Annotated in this window: 17 protein-coding genes; 9 read left to right on the forward strand and 8 right to left on the reverse strand. The window is 58.0% G+C overall.

The window, feature by feature from the left end; translation table 11 throughout:
• The first annotated feature begins 1 nt into the window (after nucleotide 1).
• From bcsZ to KO1_RS07265, 5 genes are all read left to right on the forward strand, one after another.
• The gene (bcsZ, locus tag KO1_RS07245; RefSeq protein ID WP_016807547.1) at nucleotides 2-1108 is read left to right on the forward strand and encodes a cellulose synthase complex periplasmic endoglucanase BcsZ; all 1107 of its coding nucleotides are present in this window, start codon (nucleotides 2-4) and stop codon (nucleotides 1106-1108) included.
• Nucleotides 1090-4575, forward strand: coding sequence for a cellulose synthase complex outer membrane protein BcsC (gene bcsC, locus KO1_RS07250; protein WP_024274800.1), 3486 nt, complete (start codon nucleotides 1090-1092; stop codon nucleotides 4573-4575). The genes bcsZ and bcsC overlap by 19 nt, the downstream gene beginning before the upstream one ends.
• A 469-nt stretch (nucleotides 4576-5044) precedes the next feature.
• Nucleotides 5045-7051, forward strand: a complete 2007-nt coding sequence (gene hmsP / locus KO1_RS07255) for a biofilm formation regulator HmsP (RefSeq protein ID WP_024274799.1) — start codon at nucleotides 5045-5047, stop codon at nucleotides 7049-7051.
• Nucleotides 7052-7205: 154 nt separating this feature from the next.
• Nucleotides 7206-8492 (forward strand): dicarboxylate/amino acid:cation symporter, encoded by a 1287-nt coding sequence (locus KO1_RS07260; protein WP_004106699.1) that lies wholly within the window; start codon nucleotides 7206-7208, stop codon nucleotides 8490-8492.
• Nucleotides 8493-8711: 219 nt separating this feature from the next.
• Nucleotides 8712-10217 carry a M16 family metallopeptidase gene (locus KO1_RS07265; RefSeq protein ID WP_024274798.1) on the forward strand — a complete coding sequence of 502 codons (1506 nt, stop codon included), beginning with the start codon at nucleotides 8712-8714 and terminating at the stop codon, nucleotides 10215-10217.
• Nucleotides 10218-10421: 204 nt separating this feature from the next.
• Here KO1_RS07265 and kdgK read toward each other — a convergent pair whose 3' ends face one another.
• A complete protein-coding gene (gene kdgK / locus KO1_RS07270; protein ID WP_004106695.1) occupies nucleotides 10422-11351 on the reverse strand; it encodes a 2-dehydro-3-deoxygluconokinase in 930 nt (309 codons plus the stop codon).
• Between the two features lie 195 nt (nucleotides 11352-11546).
• On the opposite strand from kdgK, the gene KO1_RS07275 reads away from it, so the two are divergent.
• On the forward strand, nucleotides 11547-13598 hold the full coding sequence (locus tag KO1_RS07275) for an AsmA family protein (RefSeq protein ID WP_004106693.1): 2052 nt from the start codon (nucleotides 11547-11549) through the stop codon (nucleotides 13596-13598).
• 49 nt (nucleotides 13599-13647) lie between these two features.
• Here the strand turns inward: KO1_RS07275 and KO1_RS07280 are convergent, their stop codons facing one another.
• From KO1_RS07280 to KO1_RS07290, 3 genes are all read right to left on the reverse strand, one after another.
• Entirely contained in the window at nucleotides 13648-14970 is a 1323-nt protein-coding gene (locus KO1_RS07280; protein ID WP_004106691.1) for an MFS transporter, read from the reverse strand.
• 270 nt (nucleotides 14971-15240) lie between these two features.
• Entirely contained in the window at nucleotides 15241-16272 is a 1032-nt protein-coding gene (gene yhjD, locus KO1_RS07285) for an inner membrane protein YhjD (protein ID WP_004106689.1), read from the reverse strand.
• 260 nt (nucleotides 16273-16532) lie between these two features.
• Nucleotides 16533-17441 carry a LysR family transcriptional regulator gene (locus KO1_RS07290; RefSeq protein WP_004106688.1) on the reverse strand — a complete coding sequence of 303 codons (909 nt, stop codon included), beginning with the start codon at nucleotides 17439-17441 and terminating at the stop codon, nucleotides 16533-16535.
• A 119-nt stretch (nucleotides 17442-17560) separates the two neighbouring features.
• On the opposite strand from KO1_RS07290, the gene KO1_RS07295 reads away from it, so the two are divergent.
• Nucleotides 17561-18319 (forward strand): SDR family NAD(P)-dependent oxidoreductase, encoded by a 759-nt coding sequence (locus tag KO1_RS07295; protein WP_004106687.1) that lies wholly within the window; start codon nucleotides 17561-17563, stop codon nucleotides 18317-18319.
• Nucleotides 18320-18678: 359 nt separating this feature from the next.
• A complete protein-coding gene (locus KO1_RS07300) occupies nucleotides 18679-19287 on the forward strand; it encodes a response regulator transcription factor (protein ID WP_004106686.1) in 609 nt (202 codons plus the stop codon).
• Here KO1_RS07300 and KO1_RS07305 read toward each other — a convergent pair.
• The 4 genes from KO1_RS07305 to KO1_RS07320 all read right to left on the reverse strand — a co-directional run bounded on the left by KO1_RS07305 (nucleotide 19284) and on the right by KO1_RS07320 (nucleotide 23448).
• Nucleotides 19284-19712, reverse strand: coding sequence for a lysozyme (locus KO1_RS07305; protein ID WP_004106685.1), 429 nt, complete (start codon nucleotides 19710-19712; stop codon nucleotides 19284-19286). The genes KO1_RS07300 and KO1_RS07305 overlap by 4 nt on opposite strands.
• Nucleotides 19713-19764: 52 nt before the next feature.
• Nucleotides 19765-20313: a GNAT family N-acetyltransferase gene (locus KO1_RS07310; protein WP_004106684.1), complete on the reverse strand. Its 549-nt coding sequence runs from the start codon at nucleotides 20311-20313 to the stop codon at nucleotides 19765-19767.
• Nucleotides 20314-20380: 67 nt separating this feature from the next.
• On the reverse strand, nucleotides 20381-22033 hold the full coding sequence (locus KO1_RS07315) for an alpha,alpha-trehalase (RefSeq protein WP_004106683.1): 1653 nt from the start codon (nucleotides 22031-22033) through the stop codon (nucleotides 20381-20383).
• Nucleotides 22034-22299: 266 nt separating this feature from the next.
• Nucleotides 22300-23448, reverse strand: a complete 1149-nt coding sequence (locus KO1_RS07320) for an iron-containing alcohol dehydrogenase (protein WP_047720535.1) — start codon at nucleotides 23446-23448, stop codon at nucleotides 22300-22302.
• A gap of 121 nt (nucleotides 23449-23569) precedes the next feature.
• Here KO1_RS07320 and KO1_RS07325 point away from each other — a divergent pair, with 121 nt between their 5' ends.
• Nucleotides 23570-24193, forward strand: coding sequence for a glutathione S-transferase family protein (locus tag KO1_RS07325; RefSeq protein WP_004106681.1), 624 nt, complete (start codon nucleotides 23570-23572; stop codon nucleotides 24191-24193).
• The last annotated feature ends 50 nt before the right edge of the window (nucleotides 24194-24243 follow it).

A 24243-nucleotide genomic window follows, 5' to 3' on the forward strand; every position in this document is an offset into this window, starting at 1 on the left:
GATGAACGCGGTACGTGCAGTGGTGTTGTCGATATGCATGCTGGCGGCGGCGCAGGCGAGCGCCGCCTGCCGGTGGCCGGCCTGGGAGCAGTTTAAACAAGAGTACGTCAGCGCCGAAGGGCGGGTTATCGACCCCAGCGATTCACGAAAAATCACCACCTCGGAAGGACAAAGCTACGGGCTGTTCTTTGCCCTGGCGGCCAACGACCGCGAAGGCTTCCGCAAGCTGTTCGAGTGGACGCAAAACAACCTTGCCGAGGGCGATCTGCGCGCGCATCTGCCGGGATGGCTGTGGGGGAAAAAGAGCGATGACGAATGGACGGTGCTCGATAACAACTCCGCCTCGGATTCCGACCTGTGGATAGCCTGGGCGCTGCTGGAGGCCGGACGACTGTGGGAAACGCCCCAGTATACGGAAGTCGGCAAAGCGCTGCTGGCGCGTATTGCTGATGAAGAAGTGGCTACCGTACCGGGGCTGGGGCCGATGATTTTGCCGGGGAGAGTCGGCTTCGTCGATGACGGCGGCTGGCGTTTTAATCCCAGCTATCTGCCGCCGCAGCTGGCGACCTACTTTGCGGCGTTTGGCGCTCCCTGGCCAAAGATACGCGACGGCAATCTGCGCCTGCTGCTGGAGACCGCGCCGAAAGGCTTTTCGCCTGACTGGGTCCGTTACGAAAAAGGCAAAGGCTGGCAGTTGAAGGCGGAGAAACCCATTATCGGCAGCTATGACGCCATTCGCGTCTATCTGTGGGCCGGTATGCTCGATGACGGCGATAAGCAAAAAGCCCGCCTGCTGACGCGCTTTAAACCGATGGCGGCCCGGACGGTAGAGCAGGGTGTGCCGCCGGAAAAAACCAACGTTGCGACCGGTAAAACCACCGGCAACGGTCCGGTGGGCTTCTCCGCGGCGCTACTGCCTTTCTTGCAGAATGAAGATGCCCGGGCCATTCAGCGGCAGCGCGTCGCCGACCACTATCCCGGCGCGGATGCTTACTACAGCACGGTCCTGACCCTTTTCGGCCAGGGATGGGATCAACACCGTTTTCGCTTCACTGCCGGTGGCGAATTACGGCCTGACTGGAACCAGGAATGCACAAGTTCTCATTAAGCTTATTCACGCTCTCCCTAAGCGTCGCGCTGATGCCGCTGGCTCACGCCGTGAACACGCCTGTTCAGGAGCATCTGCTGGAGCAGGTGCGCCTCGGCGAGGCCAGCAAACGAGAGGATTTGGTGCGTCAGTCGCTCTACCGCCTGGAATTGATCGATCCGAACAATCCGGACGTTGTCGCCGCGCGAGTGCGCTATCTTCTCCGCCAGGGCGATACGGCCGGGGCGCAGAAGCAGCTGGCGCGTCTGGCGAAGCTGGCGCCGGAATCGGCGGAGCTGAAAGCTTCGCGCGACGAGATGAAAAGCAGCACCGGCGATGGCCGCCAGGAGCTGCAGCAGGCGCGCCTGCTGGGCGTGGCCGGGAAAGTTGACGAGGCCATCGCCGCTTACGAGAAGTTGTTTAACGGCGTCCCGGATGATGATGAGGCGGCGATTGAGTACTGGACGCTGGTGGCGCGCCTGCCCGCCCGACATAACGAAGGCATCAATCAGCTGAAAAAACTCAACGCCCGCTTACCGGACAACATCCAGCTGCAAACGGCGCTGGCGAAACAGATGTTTGGCGATAATAAGTCGGAAGAGGGATTTGCGTATCTTGAACAGATGTCGCGCTCGGCGGCGGGTCGTGGCATCGCAGCAGACATCTGGTTTAACGAAGTGAAAAGCATGCCGGTGAGCCGGGCCAGCGTACAGGCGCTACAGCGGTTTATCGTGCAATTCCCCACCGGTTCCACCTCGGCAAATGCCCGCGTTCTGCTCGATCAGCAGCAGACCCAGCTCAAAGATCCGACGTTCCGCGATCGCGCGGAGGGGCTGGCGGCGGTGAAGGCCGGGAAAGGTTCGGTGGCCGTGGCCGATTTACAACAGGCTGTCCGGGCGGATGCCAAAGACAGCGACGCGGTTGGCGCATTGGGGCAGGCGTACTCCCAGCGCGGCGATCGGGCGCGGGCGGTTGCTCAGTTGAGTAAAGCTATCAAAATGGCCCCGGATAGCCCGAGCCGCGATAAGTGGGACAGCCTGCTCAAGACTAACCGCTACTGGCTGCTGATCAAGCAGGGCGATAGCGCTCTGAAAAGCGGCCAGCTGGCGCAAGCGCAAAATGCTTACGCTCAGGCGCAGCGGATAGACACTACCGATAGCTATGCGGTGCTGGGGCTGGGTGACGTGGCCGCGGCGCGTAAAGAAAACGCCGCGGCGGAGCGTTACTACCAGCGCGCGCTGCGAATGGATCGCGGCAATAGCCTGGCGGTACGCGGTCTGGCGAATCTGTATCGCGGCGAATCGCCGGAAAAAGCCAGCGCGTATATCGCCAGCCTGTCGCCGGCCCAGCGGCGCAGCATTGATGATATTGAACGTAGCCTGACGAACGAACGCCTGGAGAAACAGGCCGAAGCGCTGGAGAGCCAGGGGAACTGGGCGCAAGCGGCGGAAGTGCAGCGCCGTCGGCTGGCGCTGGATCCGGATAGCGTGTGGATAACCTACCGCCTGGCGCGGGATCTGGTCAGCGCGGGCAGCCGCAGCGAGGCTGACGCGCTGATGCGCGCGATGGTCAACCGCCAGCCTGGCGATGCTGATCGTGTTTACGCCTACGGCCTCTATTTATCCGGTAATAATCAGGATGAGATGGCGCTGGCGCAGATAAACGCCCTGCCTCAAGGGCAGTGGACGGACAATATTCGCGAGCTGGAGGCGCGTCTGCAAAGCGACAGGATCTTGCGGCAGGCAAACCAGCTGCGCGATAGCGGCCAGGAGGCCCAGGCTATCGCGCTGATTAAACAGCAACCGACGTCGGTGCGCTACGCGCTCACGCTGGCGGACTGGGCGCAGCAGCGCGGCGACAGCCAGACTGCGATAGCGGAATATCAGCGGGTGCTTGGCCAGCAGCCGGATAACGGCGATGCGCGTCTGGGACTCGCGGAAGTGTATCTTGCCGACGGCGATAAGAATGCTGCCCGCGCTCAGGTGGCGCAGCTCAAGGGCGAAGACATCGATTCTATCAATATGCAGCGGCGTATTGCCCTCGCGCAGGCCGGTCTGGGCGATCGCGTTCAGGCGCAGCAAACCTTCGCCCGCATCGTGCCCCAGGCGAAAGCGCAGCCGCCGTCGATGGAAAGCGCGCTGGTGCTGCGCGACGCCGCGCGTTTCCAGGCGCAGAACGGCGAGCCGCAGCAGGCGCTGGAAGGTTATAAGGATGCCATGGTGGCCTCCGGGGTTACTCGCGAGCGCCCGCAGGATAACGACACCTTTACGCGCTTAACGCGTAACGACAGCAGCGATGACTGGCTCAAGCGCGGGATCCGCAGTGATGCCGCCGATCTTTATCGCCAGCAGGATCTTAACGTCACCCTCGAGCATGATTACTGGGGCTCCAGCGGTACCGGCGGCTATTCCGATCTGAAAGCGCATACCACCATGTTACACGTAGATGCCCCGCTGGCCGACGGGCGAATGTTCTTCCGTACCGATCTGGTTAATATGGATGCCGGGAGTTTTTCTACCAATAACGACGGCAGCTATGCGCCGAGCTGGGGCACCTGCGGCGAAATCGCCTGTACCGGCGGCAGCAAACATCAGAGCGACAGCGGCGCCAGCGTAGCGGTGGGCTGGCAGAACGAGACCTGGAGCGGCGATATCGGCACCACGCCGATGGGCTTTAACGTCGTTGATGTGGTGGGCGGCCTGAGCTACAGCAGCGACGTTGGCCCGCTGGGCTACACCGTTAATCTTCATCGGCGACCCATCTCCAGCTCGCTGTTGGCCTTCGGCGGGCAGAAAGATAACCCTAACGGCGGCCATACTGGCAAGACCTGGGGCGGGGTGCGCGCCGACGGCGGCGGTGTGAGTCTGAGCTACGATAAAGGCGAGGCCAACGGGGTCTGGTCTTCGTTGGGCGTCGACCAGCTGACCGGGAAAAACGTTGCCGACAACTGGCGCGTGCGCTGGATGACCGGCTACTACTATAAAGCGATCAACGAAGATAACCGCCGGGTCACCGTCGGCCTGAACAATATGCTCTGGCACTACGATAAAGACCTGAGCGGCTATACCCTGGGTCAGGGGGGATATTACAGTCCGCAGGAATATGTCTCCTTCTCGGTACCTGTGACCTGGCGTCAGCGGACGGAGAACTGGTCATGGGAGCTGGGGGGCTCGGTGTCGTGGTCCCACTCGCGGACCAAAACCGAGGCGCGCTATCCGCTGCTCAATTTGATCCCCTCTCAGTATCGTCATGATGCCAGCCAGCTTACGGAAGAAGGCAGCAGCAGCTCTGGCGTCGGCTATACCGCGCGGGCGCTGATTGAACGACGGGTAACCAGCAACTGGTTTGTCGGGGCGGCGGTGGATATTCAGCAGGCGAAGGATTATACCCCGAGCCATGCGCTGCTGTACGTCCGCTATTCGGCTTCCGGCTGGCAGGGCGATATGGATATGCCGCCGCAGCCGCTGGTCCCTTACGCCGACTGGTAGCAGATTAGGCTGAATTATGCGACAGGGCGTCACTCCACGGCGCTCTTCGCGTATACTCGTTGCCTCCGGCCATACAGCCCGATTTCCCCTCCGGTGGCGATTGTGAACCTTTAGCTCCGGTAAGCGCGGCGCCACTGGGGAGAGCTAGCGAAGCTGCATTGCGCGCTGTATCCCGGAGGCGGTGCCAGAGGCACCTTGTCCGGGCTACCGACCCGATGGCGGTGGTGAACTTGTCCCCCGGACGGTTTTGTCGTTTTGTAGCCCGGGTAAGGCGTCAGCCGCCGCCCGGGAATTGTCCCCGGGTCGCGCTATGCTTACACGTCTGTGCCGCCGCCGGGAAAGCCTCCCGATGGCATTGCTTCGCGCCTTGCGGGCGTGAGCGAACAATTTGAGTATATAATCAGCCTGAAAACGACCGGAGATGATGGATCTAAACCGGGTATGCGTTCAGTTTCAGTGGAGAACCCCGTTGCGCGTCAGCCGTTCACTTACAATTAAACAGATGGCAATGGTCGCGAGCGTGTCCATGGCGTTTGTACTCGTCTTCTGTTCTATTTTGCTGTTCCATTTTGTTCAGCAGAGTCGCTATACCACGGCCACGCAGTTAGAGAGCATTGCGCGTTCCGTCCGCGAACCGCTGTCAGCGGCTATTCTGAAAGCCGATATCCCGGAGGCGGAAGCCATTCTGAGCCGCATTCAGCCTGCTGGCATCGTCAGCCGGGCGGATGTTGTCCTGCCTAATCAGTTCCAGGCGCTGCGGATGCGCTTTATCCCCGAGCGTCCGGTGCCGGTAACCATCACCCGCATGTTTGAACTGCCGGTACAGATTTCGCTGCCTATCTACTCCCTTGAGCGGCCCGCTAACCCACAGCCGCTGGCCTATCTGGTGCTGCAAGCCGATTCATATCGCATGTATAAATTCGTGATGAGCGCCCTGGCAACATTAGTGACTGCTTACTTACTTTTGGTGCTGATGCTGACGGTAGCCATCACCTGGTGCATCAACCGTCTGATGGTACGACCGCTGCGTAAAATCGCCCGCGAGCTGAATGATGTCCCGCAGCAGGAGCGTCTTGGCCATCAGCTTTCTATACCGCGCTTACATCATGACGATGAAATCGGCATGCTGGTGCGCAGCTATAACCGTAACCAGCAGACTCTGCTGCGCCTGCACGATGAACTCTCTTTGCAATCGACCCGTTTCCCGGTATCCGAGCTGCCAAATAAAGCCTTTTTGATGGCGATGCTGGAGCAAACCGTCGCCCGTGGGCAGGCGTCTGCGCTGCTGATTGTCGCCTGCGAAACGCTGCAGGATACCGCTGGCGTACTCAAAGAGACGCAGCGCGAAATGCTGCTGTTGACGCTCGTTGAAAAACTGCGGGCGGTTATCCCGACGCAGATGGTCCTGGCCCAGGTGAGCGGCTACGACTTTGCGATTCTGGCCCACGGAATTACCGAGCCCTGGCAGGCGGTGACGTTAAGTAAGCAAGTACTTACTGTCTTAAGCGAACGTTTACCCCTGCACGGCATCCAGCTGCGCCCCTGCGCCAGCGTCGGCATTGCGATGTTTAACGGCGAAATTAACGGCGAACAGCTCTATCGCCGGGCGTTTTCCGCCGCCGTTACCGCGCGGCGTAAAGGTAAAAATCAGATTGAGTTCTTCGATCCGGAACAGATGGAAAAAGCGCAGCGCCGCCTGATGGAAGAGCACGATATTTTAACGGCGCTTGATAATCAGCAGTTTGCCATCTGGCTGCAGCCGCAGGTGGATACTATCAGCGGCGAGGTCTGCGGTGCAGAAGCGCTGCTGCGTCAGCGTCAGGCTGACGGGAGCTGGTCGCTGCCTGGCGATCTGATTGAGCGTATCGAAGCCTGCGGGCTGATCGTCCCGGTCGGCTACTGGGTGATGGAAGAGGCCTGCCGACAGCTTGCCGCCTGGCAAAATCAGGGGATCATGTTGCCGCTATCGGTCAACGTGTCGCAGCTACAGCTGCTGCATCACGATCGCGGCGCGGAGATGCTGGCGCTGCTCGCGCGCTATCGTATCGCGCCGGGCACGCTGATCCTCGAAGTCACCGAAAGCCGTCGAATAGACGACCCGCAGGCCATGATTTCTCTGCTGCGTCCGCTGCGTGAAGCGGGCGTGCGGATCGCGCTGGACGACTTTGGTATGGGCTACGCCGGGCTGCGTCAACTGCAGCATATTAAATCGCTGCCGGTGGATATCCTGAAAATCGATAAAGTCTTTATCGATATGCTACCTGATGACATCAGCATGGTGCCCGCGATTATCCAGCTGGCGCGGGGGCTGAATCTGCACATCGTCGCGGAGGGCGTTGAAACCGATAAGCAGTATCGCTGGCTGCAGGAGGCGGGTGTCGAGACGGTGCAAGGTTATCTTTTTGGCTGCGCCATGCCGCCTGAGGCTTTTAAGGCCCGCTTTTTACCGGCTGTTGTTGAGGATGCAAGTTTGTAACAACATTGTTAGCTTATGCGAGTCAGTTCAAATAAATTAACAATTGCATTGCAATTTCATCACTCGTTATTTCTGAAATGTTTCATGGGTGTTATTTTTAAGCCACAGACGCAATACCCCCTCACAGTCTGTGGTTATCTCCAAAGGACACCCTATGAAAATCTCTTTCTTTAAAAGCCTCTATGTCCAGGTTTTATCGGCCATAGCGATCGGTATTCTGCTGGGCCATTTTTACCCGGAGCTGGGTGCGCAGATGAAACCCCTCGGCGATGCCTTCGTTAAGCTGATTAAAATGATTATTGCCCCGGTTATCTTCTGTACCGTTGTGACGGGGATTGCCGGGATGGAGAGCATGAAGGCCGTCGGCCGCACCGGGGCGGTGGCGCTGCTCTATTTTGAAGTCGTGAGCACCATCGCGCTGATCATCGGTCTGATCATTGTTAACGTGGTGCAGCCCGGCGCGGGTATGAACGTTGACCCGGCCACCCTTGATGCGAAGGCCGTGGCGGTTTATGCCGAACAGGCGAAAGATCAGGGTATCGTGGCGTTCCTGCTCGATATTATCCCCGGCAGCGTGATTGGCGCGTTTGCCAGCGGCAACATTCTGCAGGTGCTGATGTTTGCCGTGCTGTTCGGTTTTGCGCTGCATCGTCTGGGCAGCAAAGGCCAGCTGATTTTTAACGTTATCGAAAGCTTCTCGCAGGTTATATTCGGCATCATCAATATGATCATGCGCCTGGCGCCGATTGGCGCATTCGGCGCCATGGCCTTTACTATCGGGAAATACGGCGTCGGTACGCTGGTGCAGCTTGGTCAGCTGATCGTCTGCTTCTACATCACCTGTATCCTGTTTGTCGTGGTGGTACTGGGCTCGATCGCCAAAGCCACCGGCTTCAGCATCTTTAAGTTCATCCGCTATATCCGCGAAGAGCTGCTGATCGTCCTGGGAACCTCTTCGTCCGAGTCGGCGCTGCCGCGGATGCTTGATAAGATGGAGAAGCTGGGCTGCCGTAAATCGGTGGTGGGGCTGGTGATCCCGACGGGGTACTCCTTTAACCTCGATGGCACCTCAATATACCTGACGATGGCGGCTGTGTTTATCGCCCAGGCGACAAACAGCCATATGGATATTTTCCATCAGATTACCCTGCTGGTGGTGCTGCTGCTCTCCTCGAAAGGCGCGGCGGGCGTGACGGGCAGCGGCTTTATCGTCCTGGCGGCGACCATCTCCGCCGTCGGTCATTTGCCGGTCGCCGGCCTGGCGTTAATCCTCGGCATTGACCGCTTTATGTCCGAGGCGCGCGCGCTGACCAACCTGGTGGGTAACGGCGTAGCGACTATTGTGGTCGCAAAATGGGTTAAAGAGCTGGACTCACAGCAGCTCGATGATGTGCTGAATAACCGTACGCCGGTAGACAAATCGCACGAATTATCCTCATAAATCCATCTGTTAGGTCCATAGTCCCTTGCTGGACTATGGGCTCCTGCGCATAATTAGGGGTCGCTGCCGCATGCGCGGCGGTGACCCTTATGATTATTTCACGTCAACATGCGACATTTTCGTCTCCGTGTGGTCTAACCGACGTACTTAACTCACCATTTTTTCGGCGGCCCTCCCGTGGGCCGCTGTTGTAACCAGGATTGTTCATCAGGGGTTCACATGCAGGGCACAAAAATTCGACTCTTAACCGGTGGTTTGCTGATGTTGGCGACGGTCGGTTATGTGCAGGCAGAAGCGCTCCAGCCGGACCCGGCCTGGCAACAGGGCACACTGGCAAACGGGTTTCAGTGGCAGGTTTTAGCCACCCCGCAGCGTCCCAGCGATCGTATCGAAGTTCGCCTGTCCGTGAATATTGGCTCGCTGAGCGAAAGCACTCAGCAGAGCGGCTTTAGCCACTTTATCCCGCGCCTCGCGCTGACGCAAAACGGTGGCCTCCCGACCATGCAGGCCCGTTCGCTATGGCAGCAGAGTATTGACCCGAAACGTCCTCTGCCGCCCGCCATCGTCTCTTATGACTACAGTTTGTTTAACCTGAGCTTACCGAATAACCGTAACGACCTGCTGAAAGAGGCGCTGAGCTGGCTGGCGAGCGCCAGCGGTAAAATGTCGATCACTCCGGAAGCGGTCAACCATGCGCTGCAGGGCGAAGATATGGTGGCCACCTGGCCTGCGGATACTAAAGAGGGCTGGTGGCGTTATCGGCTGAAAGGCTCCACCATGCTGGGGCATGACCCGGCGGCGCCGCTGAAGCAGCCGGTGGATATTGCTCAGCTTAAAGACTATTACCACAAGTGGTACACGCCGGATGCCATGACCCTGATTGTGGTCGGCAACGTCGATAGCCGCAGCGTCGCGGAGCAAATTAACAAAACTTTCGGCGGCCTGAAGGGCAAGCGCGAAACGCCGGTGGCGGTTCCTACCCTGTCGCCGCTGCCGACGACGCCGGTCAGCATCATGACCGATGCAGTGCGCCAGGATAAGCTGTCGCTGATGTGGGATGCGCCGTGGCAGCCGATTCGTGACTCGGTCGCGCTGCAGCGCTACTGGCGAGATGACCTCGCCAGAGAAGCGCTGTTCTGGCACGTTCAGCAGAATCTGAGCAAAAGTAACATCAAGGATATCGGCCTGGGCTTTGACTGCCGCGTGCTTTACCAGCGCGCCCAGTGCGCGATCAATATCGAATCGCCGGGTGAGCGGCTGAACGCCAACTTAACGACCGTGGCGCGCGAGCTGGCGAAAGTGCGCGATAACGGTCTGCCGCAGGATGAGTTTGATGCCCTGATTGCGCAGAAAAACCTTGAACTGCAGAAGCTGTTTGCCACCTATGCCCGTACGGATACCTATCTTCTGATTAGCCAGCGGATGCGTTCGTTGCAAAATCAGGTGGTGGATATCGCTCCCGAGCAGTATCAGAAGCTGCGTCAGGAGTTCCTCAATTCGCTGACGGTTGACATGCTGAATCAGTACCTGCGTCAGCAGCTTTCGCAGGATATGGCGCTGGTGTTGCAGCAGCCGCAGGGCGAACCGGAGTACAACATGAAGGACCTGCAGGCGACGTGGGAAAAGCTGATGGCGCCAGCGCCAGCGGCCGCCGCGGCGTCGAACAGCGCCGGTGATGTTGCGCAAGGACGTAGCGAAGCGACGGATATCCCGCCTGCGCAGTAAAGCAAAACCGGATAGCGTGGCTATCCGGTGAGGTTTATGGCTTGTCTGTTTTAACTATTGCTCGGGATTGGCCCGGTGATTTTCCCGGAGGCGGCGCTGGCGCGCCTTCTCCGGTCTACCAGCCCGCAGATGGCGGTAAACCCGTAGCCCGGCTAAGCGCAGCGCAAGCCGGGATTCTCGCCGGCGGGCGTAACCCCATCGAAATTACTGCGGCATCGCCTCGCGCGGGATAATCGCACCGCGATACTGAATCACCGTGCTGGCGGTCAGGTGGCCGCGTTTTGCCGCCGATTCGGCATCGCCGCCGGTCAGGCGCACGGCCAGATAGCCGGCGCTGAATGAATCGCCCGCTGCCGTGGTATCAACGACTTTCTCTTTTGCCAGCTTAACGGCCGGGACTTCCAGCTGCGGCTGTCCGGCAATCGCTACCAGGCAGGAGTCGGCGCCGCGCTTCACCACCACTTCTTCAACGCCAGCGGCGTGAGTGCGGGCAATCACCTCTGCCACCGGCTTCTCGCCCCACAGCGCGTCTTCGTCATCAAGGGTCAGGAACGCAATGTCGGTGCAGGCCAGCATCTGCTGATAAACCTGCTGCGTCTCTTCTTTACTGCTCCACAGGCGCGGACGATAGTTGTTATCAAAGATAACTTTACCGCCGTTTGCCCGGCATTCCCGCAGCAGGGTCAGCAGCTTCTCGCGGCTTGTCGGGCTCAGGATCGCCAGGCTGATGCCGCTGAGGTAAAGATAATCATAGGTCGCCAGCTCTTCGCAGATGGCTGCAGACTGCTCGCTCTCCAGCCAGAACTTCGCTGCGGCTTCATTACGCCAGTAGTAAAACGTACGCTCGCCGGTATCGTCAGTTTCGATGTAGTAGAGGCCCGGTAAACGGTCGGCCATGCGCTGAATCAGGTCCGTCTGGACATTCTCACTCTGCCAGGATTCGAGCATCTGCTGGCTGAAGGTGTCCGTGCCCAGGGCGGTAACATAGTGTACGCCCAGCTCGCTGGCGTCGGTCTGGCGGGCAATGTAGACGGAAGTGTTTAAGGTGTCGCCGCCAAAGCCGCGATTTACCGCCGCGCCTTTCTCTGACAGCTCAATCATGCATTCGCCAATGACGGCAATTTTCTTAGACATAGTGATGACCTGAAATTAAATCAATATTAACCCTAGTGTGCGCTGGGCCGCTTTTATGGTCAATGATATTAAAACAACGTTCCATTATTTTTTTGACCTGACGCGGATTATGTGACGAAAAGCGCATTTGGCAGAGCACCTGACGTTTCTCAACTATATTCATGACTGACGAGACGCAAAAGGAGTGCAGAAGGGATGACCAGAACCCGTAAAACCGTGGCTATTATCCTTGGAACGATAGTCGTACTGATCGTTCTGTTTTTTATTGTGGTGGCGACCTTTGACTGGAATCGCCTGAAGCCGACGATTAATCAGAAAGTGTCGGCCGAGCTGAACCGTCCGTTTGCGATTCGCGGCGATCTGGGCGTCGTGTGGGAGCGCCAGCCCGGCGAAAGAGGCTGGCGAAGCTGGATACCCTGGCCGCACGTGCATGCCGAAGATATTATCCTCGGCAACCCGCCTGACATCCCGCAGGTCACCATGGTTCACCTGCCGCGCGTTGAGGCGACCCTCGCCCCGCTGGCGCTGCTCAGCAAAACGGTCTATCTACCGTGGATTAAGCTTGAACAGCCGGACGCGCGATTGATTCGACTGTCGGAGAAGAGCAACAACTGGACTTTCGACCTGGCTTCGGCGGGAGCGTCTGAGAAAGATGCGGCGCCTTCCAGCTGGTCTTTCCGACTCGACAATATTCTTTTCGATCGCGGCAAGATTGCTATCGATGACAAGGTATCGCGCGCCGATGTGACGATCGTGGTTGATCCGCTCGGTAAACCGCTGGCGTTTAGTGAAGTGACCGGCGAAAAAGGGAAAGGAGCGTCGCAGAAAGTGGGCGATTACGTCTTCGGCCTGCAGGCGAAAGGGAGCTACAACGGGCAGCCGCTCTCCGGTAACGGCAAAATCGGCGGCATGCTGGCGCTGCGCAGCGAAGGGACGCCGTTCCCGCTGCAGGGGGATTTTCGTTCCGGCAATACCCGGGTCGCTTTTACCGGCACGGTCAGCGATCCGCTCAATCTCGGCGGCGTCGATCTGCGCCTCAAGTTTTCCGGTGATTCGCTGGGCGATCTCTACGATCTGACCGGCGTACTGCTGCCGGATACGCCGACTTTCTCTACCGACGGCCATCTGCGCGCCACCTTTAAGGAGAAAAACGGTTCACGCTTCGCCTATCAGGATTTCAATGGCCGTATTGGCGAGAGCGATATCCACGGGTCGCTGATCTACACCACCGGTAAACCCCGGCCTAAGCTGGAGGGCGATCTGGAGTCCAGGCAGCTACGGCTGGCGGATCTGGGGCCGCTGATTGGCGTCGATTCCGGCGGCAAAGGCAGCCAGACTGAACGGCGTAAAGGTGAAGCTTCTCCGCAGCCAGCCGGAAAAGTGTTGCCGTATGACCGCTTTGAAACCGACAAGTGGCAGGTAATGGATGCCGATGTGCGCTTCAAAGGACGGCGGATTGAGCACGGCAGCACGCTACCCATCAGCGACCTTTCTACGCACATCATCCTGCAGCGAGGCGACCTGCGCCTGCAGCCGCTGCGTCTGGGGCTGGCTAACGGTACCCTCGCCGGCAGCATTCATCTTGAAGGGGATAAAAAACCGCTGCAGGGGACGGCCAACCTGCAGGCGCGCCGCCTGAAGCTCAAAGCGCTGATGCCAAACGTGGAGATGATGCAGAAAACGCTCGGCGAAATGAACGGCGATGTTGAGCTTCGCGGCACCGGTAACTCCGTCGCCGCGCTGCTGGGCAACAGTAACGGTAACCTGAAGCTGCTGATGAACGACGGGCTGATTAGCCGTAACCTGATGGAGATCCTCGGCCTGAACGTCGGTAACTTTATTATCGGCCAGATCTTTGGCGATGATGAGGTGCGGGTGAACTGCGCGGCGGCGAATATCGACGTGGTCAACGGCGTCGCCCGGCCGCAGGTGTTCGCGTTTGATACCGAAAACGCGCTGATCAACGTGACCGGGACCGCCAGCTTTGCGTCGGAGCAGCTGGACCTCACTATCGATCCGGAGAGTAAGGGCTTTCGTATTATCACCCTGCGCTCCCCGCTGTACGTTCGCGGCAGCTTTAAGTCGCCGAATGCGGGCGTGAAGGCGGGGCCGCTGATTGCCCGCGGCGCGGTAGCGGCAGCGCTGGCGACGCTGGTGACGCCGGCAGCAGCGCTGCTGGCGCTGATATCACCTGCCGAAGGCGAGGCGAACCAGTGTCGGGCAATCTTGTCGCAGATGAAAAAATAGTCGGGAAGAAGACTCCCCTGGCCGGATGGCCGGGGGAGTGGACGGAGAGTTACAGCGATTGATGACGCGTTTCGTGAGTCAGCAGCAGCGCGATCATCGTCAGCGCCGCCATGGCGGCGAGGTAGAGCCCAACCGCGGGCAGACCGTAGTTGCCCTGCAGCCATGCGGCGATATACGGCGCTACGGACGCCCCGAGGATCGACGAGACGTTGTAGGAGAACGAGGCGCCGGTGTAGCGAACTTCGGTCGGGAATAGCTCCGGCAGCAGCGCGCCCATAGGGCCAAAGGTCAGCCCCATCAGGCTCAGGCCAATCAGCAGGAAGGCAAAGACCAGCAGCGGATTGCCGGAGCCGAGCAGCGGTTTAAAGGCAAACAGCGCGAAGAGGATGATGAGAGTCGTGATCACGACCATGCTCTTACGACGGCCAAAGGCATCCGCCAGCAGGCCCGCCACCGGCACCATCACGCCAAAACCAATGACCGCCATCATCAGCATCCACAGCACTTCGTTGCGCGGCAAGCCGAGACCAATCGGCGCGGCGGCGGTACTGAAGGTCATGGAGTAGACGGTCATGATGTAAAACAGCGTGTAGGTCGCCAGCATGATAAAGGTGCCGAGAACGGTGACGCGTACGTGTTTTGTCAGCAGGGTGCCCAGCGGGATTTTGACCTGTTTCTTCGCGGCGGCTACCTTTGCGAACACCGGCGACTCGTGCAGCGAAACGCGGACGTACAGGCCGATAATGACCAGCACGGCGGAGAAGATAAACGGCATACGCCAGCCCCATTCCATAAACTGCTGGTCGGTCAGCAGCCAGGAGAGCAGCAGGAAGGTGCCGTTAGCGAAGAAGAAGCCGATAGGCGCGCCCAGCTGCGGGAATGAGCCATACAGCGCGCGCTTGCGCGGCGGGGCGTTTTCCGTCGCCAGCAGCGCCGCGCCGCCCCATTCGCCGCCAAGGCCCAGCCCCTGGCCAAAGCGGGCCAGCGCCAGCAGCACCGGCGCCATAATGCCAATGGTTTCATAGCCGGGCAGCAGGCCGATAACTACGGTTGAGATCCCCATCGTCAGCAGCGAGGCCACGAGGGTCGCTTTACGGCCTACGCGGTCGCCGAAATGGCCGAATACCGCAGAACCGATAGGGCGGGCAATAAACGCGATGGCGAAGGTCGCCAGCGATTGTAGCGTCGCGGCGGCGGGATCGCCCTGCGGGAAGAAAATATGCGGAAATACAATGACCGCCGCGGTGGCATAGATATAGAAGTCGAAGAACTCGATGGCGGTGCCAATGAGCGAAGCGACGACGACCTTGTTGCGTGAGTTAACCGGAACGGTTTCCTGAGCATTGTCGAGTGTTGTGGCTGTGGCTTGCATAGATCTTTCTTATTTTTTGCGAACGAAAGGCCATATAGCCACAGCCTTGGGGACATTTCAATCTGTAACAAGGGGACGGGGAGGCTAAAAAACAGGCAAAAAGTGAATAATTTCTGTGCCAGAAAAATAAGTTCTATGAAATGCTTCACACAATTCAAATAATGGTTGATAAAACCAGGTTTAGGTTAAATAAAAGTTACATATTGGATTTATCTGCTGAAATGCCAGGTTGGGCTGAATTTTGCGTCTTTTATTCAGCCCAGTGATGGTTTAGTCGTGGGCTTTGCCCGGCATCCGGCGGTCGTCTTTATACTCGGCGGTCGCAATCCACGCGGCGCAGAAAAGCGTCAGGCGGGCGAAGAAATAGAAGAAGGCCATGATTCCCAGCACCGAGCCGAATGCCGCCCCGGACGGCGACTTGACCAGCGACGGTAGCGTCCAGGTCATGACGATCTTGATTATCTCAAAGCCGACCGCCGCAATCAGGGTGCCGCGAATCAGCGCCCTACGGCGCGGGCGGTGGCGCGGGAGTCGCCAGAAAATCCAGAAAAAGAGCAGATAGTTGGCGAAGATGGAAATGGCCAGGCCAATAAGCCGCCACGCCGGTTTCAGCCACTCGATGTAGTCCAGATAGAGCGCCGAGATAATCATCTGCTGAGCCGACCCGGCGATGGAGGTGATTGACAAGGTGATCACCAGCGCCACCAGCAGGCCGATTAGCGAGATAAAGTCGCGAAAGTACTTCACCCAAATTTTTTCCTGATCCTGCGGCGTACGCTCCCAGACGTCGCGGGACTGGGCGCGAATTGCCTCACGCAGGTTGCCCATCCAGTTAATGCCGGAATAGAGCGCCACCAGCAGACCGACGATGCCGACGGTGGTGCGCTGCTGTACGGCGGTATTGATGGTATTTTTCAGCGTTGCCGCGAGCGTCGGGTCGCTGACGTTAAGCAGGATTTTATCGAAGATGTCCTGTAGCAGCGTAGGATGCGAGGCCAGAACAAAACCGGCTGCTGCAAAAGAGACCATCAGAATCGGGATCATCGATAAAAATGAGAAGTAGGTGATCGCCGCACCAAACTGATTGCCCAGCCTGTCGTTGAAACGCTCTGCGGCGCGGATGAGGTGCGCAATAATGGGGTTACGCTGGACTTTTTCCGCCGTTCCGGTGACGCTTTTTAGCGCCTGGTTGGCTTTTTTCGCCACGGTGGAGTCATTTATCGCAGCCAGGGCGCTTTTATTTTCATCCGGCTGCTGGCCCGGATCCTGGGCTGGTCGTTGGGCGTCGTTTTCCGGCGTCATAAATTATTTCTTCCTTTTTTACAGCGATATTCATCAAAATTATATACGTAAAATCACGGATAAGGCGTGCCGGGGTCATCGGAGGCATGAATACGTTCCTGTTTGCCGCCTGTTCTGCGCTAATCGCTCGCCGGCATTTTGTTTGCGCAGGGCCGCGGAAAATTCATAATTCACTGATAGTTATCTATATTTATCCTGGATAAGGCGTTAGCTGCTACCCGACATAAAATACCGCTACTCCCACAAATACGGATTTTTCATCATGCGGACTCATCAACATAGTTTTTCATGAGCCCGCCCAGCCACTCCATAAACAGATGTACCCGACGTGAAAGGTTGCGCCGGTGCGGATAAATGAGCGAAACCGGCAGCGGCTCGGCGCGGTAGTGGGGCAGAATTTCTATCAGCTCCCCGGTGCGCAGCATTTCACGAACGCCCACCCGGGGTACCTGAATAATCCCCAGCCCCGCCAGGCACGAGGCTTGATAAGTTTCGGTGCTGTTAACCGTCAGAACGCCACCGGTTTTGACCCAGCGGACGGCGCCATCGCTAACCACTTCGAATCCCAGCGGGCGCACGCCCAGATTGCTGGCGTAGTGGATCAGCGCATGATCGGCGAGATCGTCCAGCGACTGCGGGTAGCCAAAGCGGGTGAGATATTGAGGACTGGCGCAGTTGATTTGCGTGAGCTTGCCCAGCGGTCGCGCAATCAGCCCGGAATCTTTCAGCGTACCGACGCGTATCACACAATCAAAACCCTCGCGGATTACGTCAACCAACCTGTCGCTGCTGCTGAGCTCCAGTTCGATGCCGGGATACTGCTGCAGAAATGCCGGCAGTTGCGGAATAACCAGTTTTTTCGCCACGGCGACCGGCATATCGACCCGCAGGCGTCCGCTAATGCTGGAGGGATCGAGCTGAAACATCCCGTCCAGCTCATCGAGATTGCTGAGCAGGTCTCTGGCGCGTTCGTAGTAGACCATACCATCCTGAGTCAGCTGCACCCGGCGGGTGGTGCGATGCAGCAGACGAACGCCAAGATGGTTTTCCAGTGCCTGAATCTGGCGCGAAACGCTCCCTTTAGGCAGGCCAAGCGTATCCGCAGCGCGGGAAAAACTCTCCAGCTCCGCTACTCTGATGAACAGCTGCATTGCGTGAATTTTATCCATTCCGCAGACCTTTTGTTGCTCTTAATGAAACAGTAAAGCGTAATTTTCAGTATTTATTGTTTTTATAGCAGCTAATAAGCTCTTTAACGAGGCAAACGCAACCGAAAAGGGGTTTTCTGATGACACAACGTATCGCTTTGGTGACCGGCGGCAGCCGCGGGCTGGGGAAAAACGCCGCCCTGAAGCTGGCGGAGAAGGGAACCGATATTATTCTGACCTGGCATAGCAACCCGCAGGCGGCGCTTGACGTGGTAGCTGAAATTGAGAAAAAAGGCGTAAAAGCCGCAGCATTACCGTTAAATGTCGGCGATATCACCAGTTTTGATGGTTTTGCACACAAGGTGGGGGAAGTGCTTCAACAACGCTGGCAGCGGGAGACATTCGACTATTTATTAAACAATGCCGGTATTGGCCTGAACGTCGCTTTTGCCGAAACCAGCGAAGCGCAGTTTGATGAATTAATGAACATCCAGTTTAAGGGACCGTTCTTCCTTACCCAGCGTCTGTTACCGCTATTGCAGGATGGGGGACGCATCCTCAACGTTTCCAGCGGACTGGCGCGTTTTGCTCTGCCGGGTTATGCGGCCTATGCCGCGATGAAAGGCGCGATGGAGGTACTGACGCGCTATCAGGCGAAGGAGCTTGGGGAACGCGGAATTTCGGTCAATATCATTGCTCCTGGCGCCATTGAAACCGATTTTGGCGGCGGCGTGGTACGCGATAACCCGCAGGTGAATCAGCATATCGCCGGGCAAACGGCGCTGGGAAGAGTGGGGCAGCCGGATGATATTGGTGATGCTATCGCCGCGCTACTCAGCGACGATCTGCGCTGGATGAACGCCCAGCGCGTTGAGGTCTCTGGCGGAATGTTTTTGTAATCCCCAGCCCCTTCATGGATCATGAAGGGGTATACGCATTTCATGCGCTTTCTTACTCCGTAACACACTTTCCCCGCTTTGCCATCGCCTGCGTTTGCGGGTTCGTTTAAAATAGAAAAATAATATTATATTTATTTTTACCTGCCTGGTTCATTAAGGATTTCCTTAATTTAAATGTAATAAATATTGTGAATAAGTAATGGCGTGAATAAGGCCTGTAACTATTCATTGTTATGATGTTTAGATAATCCTCCCTATCGGTAAAATGCCCCAGGCCAAACAGCGAGTTCTTATTTTATCTTGCTGATATTACCCTTCCCCCTCTTTTAATCGGGCATTTCTTTGTTGGAGATAAATCCATGCAGGTAATCATGTTTGACAGGCAGTCGATATTTATTCACGGAATGAAAATTGGCCTCCAGCAACACATTCCTGAACTTGATATTTTTGGCACCTGTCAGGCGGATCAGCTCTGGCAGAAGCTAACGGCGAATCCTGAAGCACTGCTCATTCTGGATGGCGATATGCACAGCGAGTTTTGCTGCTGGCTACTGCAGGAAAAGCAGCTCCGCTTCCCGGCGACTCAGGTGCTGCTGATCGTGTCCGACGATAATAAAAGCTGGCTACAGCGCGCGCTTTCCTGGAATGTGCGCGGGATCATTCAACGCAGGGAAAGCCTGCAAACATTCGCCCAGGCGATCAACAGCATCATGCATGGCCTGCTCTGTTTGCCGGGCGATTGGCTAATGACGGCGGAAGCGCGGGATAATAAATTGGTTCATTTAAGCCAGCGTCAGCGCGAGATTTTACAGCTGCTGGCGGCGGGAGATTCCAATAAAGAGATTAGCCGCGCCTTAAATATTAGCGCGGGCACGGTCAAGGCGCATCTGGAGTCGCTGTATCGCCGACTGGATGTGAAGAATCGTACCCAGGCGGCGATGGTGTTTAATGGCGTCAGCGAAACTTAATCGGTTGTCGCCTTGAATCTTGCGCACTCTTCACGCCGCTGTTCGTGGCCGCTGCGAATATTTTCCCAGGCGGTCAGCGCCTCAGCAAACCGCTGATGGTTAAGGTGAGTTAAAACAATATCAAGCTCCGGAGACGCCGGGCCGCAGCTAAAGGCTAAAGAGACCAGCGCATCATACTGCGATGGGTTAAGCCTCACCCGCAGGTTGCGCTTAAGCTGGCGCTGGCATTGCACCAGGTCGACGGTAAGCAAGGTCTCCGCGATCTCGCGCGTGAAGTGGTTGAACGTTTCATAATCGTTGAGAACGTGGCCATAGCCAATCACGCGCAGGCCGCTCTCGTCCCGATAGGGGGCGAGTGCTAATCCCTGAGTTCGTTTAATAAAGTCCAGGCCCTGCGGGCTTAGCGACGGTGTTATGGGGGACATGTTCTCTTCCTCTTTGGCTGGCCCGCAGTGTAGAGGAAAAGTTAACCGCGCCCTATTCGCCAGATGGCCCAGGCTGGTTATGCTCGCGGCGCAGCAGGCCGAAAAGCCAATCGTTGTGCCAGCGACCGTTGAGCCAGTAGCATTCACGCAGCTCGCCTTCCTGATGAAAACCAACCTTTAGCAGCAGATTTTTTGACGCAAGATTACCCGCGGTGACGGTCGCCGTCAGCCGCCGGATACCGCCCGTAGTCAACGCGTACTCGCACAGCGCGCGCAGCGATTCACTGCCGTACCCCTTCCCCTGCGCGTGGGGAGCGAACAGAAAACCCACTTCAGCGCTATCGCCAGCGTGATGCTGGTAGCCGGTGAGGCCAAGGGGAGCATGGGTGAAGCGATCGCGCACGACCAGACACAGCCAGTGGGCCGCGCCCGGGGACCATAAGGGGAGCCGCGAATCAAAAGCCTCACGAATGTCGGCGACCGGGCGAGGATCCGCGACGTAAAGCATCACCTGGGGATCCTGCTGGAGGGCGAGGAAAAAAGGCCAGTCGTCAAGCTGCAGCGGGGAACAGCGCAGACGTGGGGTCATCAATTCTGGCATAGCAGGGTTCCGGCAAAAGTCGATGCCATGAACATAGCAGGACATCGACTGCCGGAACAGTCTGCCGTTACAACGGTTCGCCGTACAGACCAATAAGCCGGCGCACCACGCCATTGGTCCAGCCGAAGCCGTCCTGAAGCGGGTACTCACCCCCTCCGCCTTCGTGGGGAGTGGCGCTGGCGATGTGGTACTTTTCAATCAGCTTAAAGTGCTGTTTATAGAAATGATTCACCGTTTGCAGCCAGCTGTGGGCTATCTCATCGCCGAGCGGATCCTGACCGTACATTTTAAAACCCTGTACCGCCATCCACTGCAGCGGCGCCCAGCCGTTGGGCTTATCCCACTGTTCACCGCTTTGATATTCGGTCGCCATAATACCGCCGGGGGTAAGCAGGCGGGCGCGTACCGCATCGGCAAGCCTGTCGGCCTGATCGTGGGTCGCCATACCGACATAGAGCGCGACGATGCTGGCGGCGGAAAACAGCGCCAGCTGCTCGCGGCGCCAGTCATAATCGCGGAAACAACCGCTTTCGTCATCCCACAGATAGCGGGTCACCGCCGCCCGACGGTCGCTGGCCTTCTGGCGGAAAGCGGCCTCGGTTTCCCGGTCGCCCTTCAGGCCGGAGAGGTTGGCGATGGTATTCTCCAGCTTGAACAGCAAGGCGTTCAGATCAATGGGGATAAACTGGGTAGTGCGGATGCTTGCCAGTCGGGTGATATCGCGCAGCCAGCGGCTGGAGTAATCCCAGCCGGACTCCGCCCCCGCGCGCAGGTCGCGATAAACTTCATTCGGCGGGCGCCCGGAGCGCTTCGCCGTTTCAACATCTTCCCGCCACGACTCATCGCGCGGCGTGTCGCGATCGTCCCAGTAGCGGTTCAGCAAAGAGCCGTCCGGCATACGCACCACGTGACGATACGCCTGATTGGGGATCAGCGATTCCGCGCCGTCCATCCAGAAGCTGTACTCCATTTGCAGGTGGTCAAGGTACCGTTTAGCGCCGCGGACGCCATCTTCTTCAAACAGTTCGACCATCAGGGCAAAGACCGGCGGCTGCGAGCGGCTGAGATAGTAGGTGCGGTTGCCGTTAGGAATATGGCCGTAGATTTCGATCATCCACGCGAAATTATCAGCCATGCATTTCAGCAGGTCTTCGCGGCCGCTTTCCGCCAGCCCCAGCATAGTGAAGTAGGAATCCCAGTAGTAGGTTTCGCTAAAGCGTCCGCCGGGAACAATATATGACTGCGGCAGCGCCAGCAGCGACGACCACGGAATATGATCCTGCGGCTCGCGGGTGAGGATTGGCCACAGATTATCAATATGCTCCTTGAGGGATCGCGTGGGATCGGAGACGTAGTCCTCGGCGCGGCTTTCCGGCAGCCAGAAATGATCTTCCACAAACTGGCGTAAATCGAATCCGGGGGTGCGCCTGATGCGACGATAGTGAATCAAGATATCCAGCGGATCCTGCTTCGGCGCGCAGTCCGGGAAGGTTTTACTATCGGCGAAAATTCGCGATTTCTGGACGTGGGCGAACAGCTCCAGATAACGATCGGCAGGGGTGAGGGCATCCGAGGCGGGCAGCCCTTCAATGATCTCCGGTTCAGGTTCGGCGTCGAACATTTCATCCAGCTTTAACTCATACGGATCGGCTTCGTAGCACGGATCGGTGTCGATCCTGAGCTCATCGTCATCAACGTTGCGTAATTTCTGGCTGAACATAGGGGTACGGACCTCCGGATTGCGTCAGTAGAGGATGCCGGGCACGCCCGACCTGTCTAATAAGCTTAGACATTCGCAGCGGGAAACGAAAAGAGAAGTGTGCGGTAGATCACGCTTTCCTCTGAACAATCGGTTCGGAGTTTTTGCTTTAACTTTTTGATCTACCGGATTAAAACCGTTTTAACCGCTGCGTATTGCGTCGAAAAATTCGGAGATTTCGTTTTGCAACAAAATCTAAATTCCCGGGCGCTGCCGCTATTCAGCCATTACTCCCACGCGGCTTCCAGCAGCTCCAGCAGCTGCTCGCTGGTCAACGTGACCGGGTTAGCCTTCATGGATGAGGAGCTGCTGGCGGCGAGGGCCGCAGGCTCCAGCGCTTCGCGGGGGACGCCGAGATCGCGCAGATTACCCAGACCGGCGCGCTGGCTCCACTCGCGCAGGCTCTCCCATGCGCTGTCAGGATCGGAATCCAGTCCAGCGGCCAGCCACTGGCGTACATCCGCAAAACGCTGGCGGAGGCATTCGTCGCTAATTTGTGCTTCGTTGAGCGCCAGGCCGAAGGGGAGCAGACTACCGCAAAGTGCGCCGTGGGCAGCGTTGCTCAGGCCTCCCAGCGGGCCTGCCAGGCCGTGAACCACGCCGAGTCCGGCATTGGCTAACGCCAGTCCGCCGCACAGGCTGACCCACGCCATCTCATCGCGGCTATCCGGACACTCCTGTTCCATCAGCGTTCTGAGCGCTTTCATGCCGCGCGGGATCGCCTCCCGACAGAGTGCGTCGGTAAAAGGATTCGCGCGGGTGCATAGCCAGGGCTCAATCACCTGGGTGATAGCGTCGAGACCGGAGGCTAAGGTCACCGCGCGCGGCGCGCTGTCGGTGAGGGACGGGTCGATAATCGCCAGGTCCGGCAGCATGCGGTCGTCACGCAGGCTGACCTTGCGCTGCTGCTCGGGGACGTTAATCACCGCGTTCTTTGTGACTTCCGCGCCGGTACCGGCCGTCGTGGGAATGGCGACGAACGGCAGCGGATTGGCCTCTAATATGCGGCCGCTACCCACCACTTCCAGGTATTCGATCGCGGGCCCCTGCGCGGGAACCAGCGCCGCAATGGCTTTGCCCGCATCAATGACCGCGCCGCCGCCGAGGCTGACGATGGCGCCGACGCCTTTTTCCCGTGCCAGACTCACGCCCCGTTCAATATCCTGCAGGCAGGGTTCATGGGCGATAGAGAGTGTGGTGACGTGCAGCCGAAGCGCGTGGAGTTCGCTTAGCAAGCATTCCGCGCGCTGCGGGGTGGCGCCGTGAATCAGCAGAATCTTTGTCGAGCGCCCGGCGAGCCAGGGGGCCGCGCTTAGAGCAAGGCCGCGCCCAAAGCGGATATTGCCCGGTGTTAAAACGTTAAAAGAGGTCAACATGTCGGGTAACCTGTCCTGGAGAAAAATCGTGCAATCCACTATACACATTATCCGGCTGTACATGAGCCGCCGATGCAGTATTGTGAAACAACCATCTCTTTTGATTGAGGAATTGCTGACAATGATAAAAATACTGGGCAAACGCTCATCAATTAACGTGCGTAAGGTACTGTGGACCTGTGAAGAAGCGGGAATAGCATATCAGCAGGAGGATTACGGTAGCGGGTTCCAGTCCATCGAGACTCCGGCGTTTCGCGCCCTTAATCCGAATAGCCTGGTCCCGGTGCTGCTGGATGGCGATTTTGTGCTGTGGGAGTCAAACAGCATCTGCCGCTATCTGGCGCGCAAAGCCGGGCGGGAAGACCTGCTCCCCACGGCGCCGCAGGCTGCCGCCGAGGTTGAGCGCTGGATGGACTGGCAGGCAACGGAATTCAATACTGCCTGGCGCTACGCCTTTATGGGACTGGTGCGCAAGGACCCGCGTTTTCAGGAACCGACGGCTATCAAAGAGAGCATTGTCGCCTGGACCCGCTGCGTGCAGATCCTCAATGCGCAGCTTCAGCAAACCGGGGCATGGGTTGCCGGCAGCCAGTTTACGCTCGCGGATATCGTCCTGGGACTGTCGGTGCATCGCTGGAAAATGACGCCGTTCGCGCATCCGGAAATGGCCGAAGTGGAGCGCTGGTATATGGCGCTGAATCAGCGCCCGGCGTTTAAGCGCCACGGCAATAACGGCGTGGCGTAAAGATAAAAAAAGAAGCTCCGGAGAGCTTCTTTTTCATGTACGGTGCGCGT

The organism is Klebsiella oxytoca NBRC 105695, assembly GCF_001598695.1.
Classification (GTDB): Bacteria; Pseudomonadota; Gammaproteobacteria; order Enterobacterales; family Enterobacteriaceae; genus Klebsiella; species Klebsiella oxytoca.

Coding starts and splice junctions, on each gene's coding strand:
- bcsZ (WP_016807547.1), top strand. CDS start 2: ATGAACGCGGTACGTGCAGTGGTGTTGTCGATATGCATGCTGGCGGCG.
- bcsC (WP_024274800.1), top strand. CDS start 1,090: ATGCACAAGTTCTCATTAAGCTTATTCACGCTCTCCCTAAGCGTCGCG.
- KO1_RS07260 (WP_004106699.1), top strand. CDS start 7,206: ATGAAAATCTCTTTCTTTAAAAGCCTCTATGTCCAGGTTTTATCGGCC.
- KO1_RS07265 (WP_024274798.1), top strand. CDS start 8,712: ATGCAGGGCACAAAAATTCGACTCTTAACCGGTGGTTTGCTGATGTTG.
- kdgK (WP_004106695.1), bottom strand. CDS start 11,351: ATGTCTAAGAAAATTGCCGTCATTGGCGAATGCATGATTGAGCTGTCA.
- KO1_RS07275 (WP_004106693.1), top strand. CDS start 11,547: ATGACCAGAACCCGTAAAACCGTGGCTATTATCCTTGGAACGATAGTC.
- KO1_RS07280 (WP_004106691.1), bottom strand. CDS start 14,970: ATGCAAGCCACAGCCACAACACTCGACAATGCTCAGGAAACCGTTCCG.
- yhjD (WP_004106689.1), bottom strand. CDS start 16,272: ATGACGCCGGAAAACGACGCCCAACGACCAGCCCAGGATCCGGGCCAG.
- KO1_RS07290 (WP_004106688.1), bottom strand. CDS start 17,441: ATGGATAAAATTCACGCAATGCAGCTGTTCATCAGAGTAGCGGAGCTG.
- KO1_RS07295 (WP_004106687.1), top strand. CDS start 17,561: ATGACACAACGTATCGCTTTGGTGACCGGCGGCAGCCGCGGGCTGGGG.
- KO1_RS07300 (WP_004106686.1), top strand. CDS start 18,679: ATGCAGGTAATCATGTTTGACAGGCAGTCGATATTTATTCACGGAATG.
- KO1_RS07305 (WP_004106685.1), bottom strand. CDS start 19,712: ATGTCCCCCATAACACCGTCGCTAAGCCCGCAGGGCCTGGACTTTATT.
- KO1_RS07310 (WP_004106684.1), bottom strand. CDS start 20,313: ATGCCAGAATTGATGACCCCACGTCTGCGCTGTTCCCCGCTGCAGCTT.
- KO1_RS07315 (WP_004106683.1), bottom strand. CDS start 22,033: ATGTTCAGCCAGAAATTACGCAACGTTGATGACGATGAGCTCAGGATC.
- KO1_RS07320 (WP_047720535.1), bottom strand. CDS start 23,448: ATGTTGACCTCTTTTAACGTTTTAACACCGGGCAATATCCGCTTTGGG.
- KO1_RS07325 (WP_004106681.1), top strand. CDS start 23,570: ATGATAAAAATACTGGGCAAACGCTCATCAATTAACGTGCGTAAGGTA.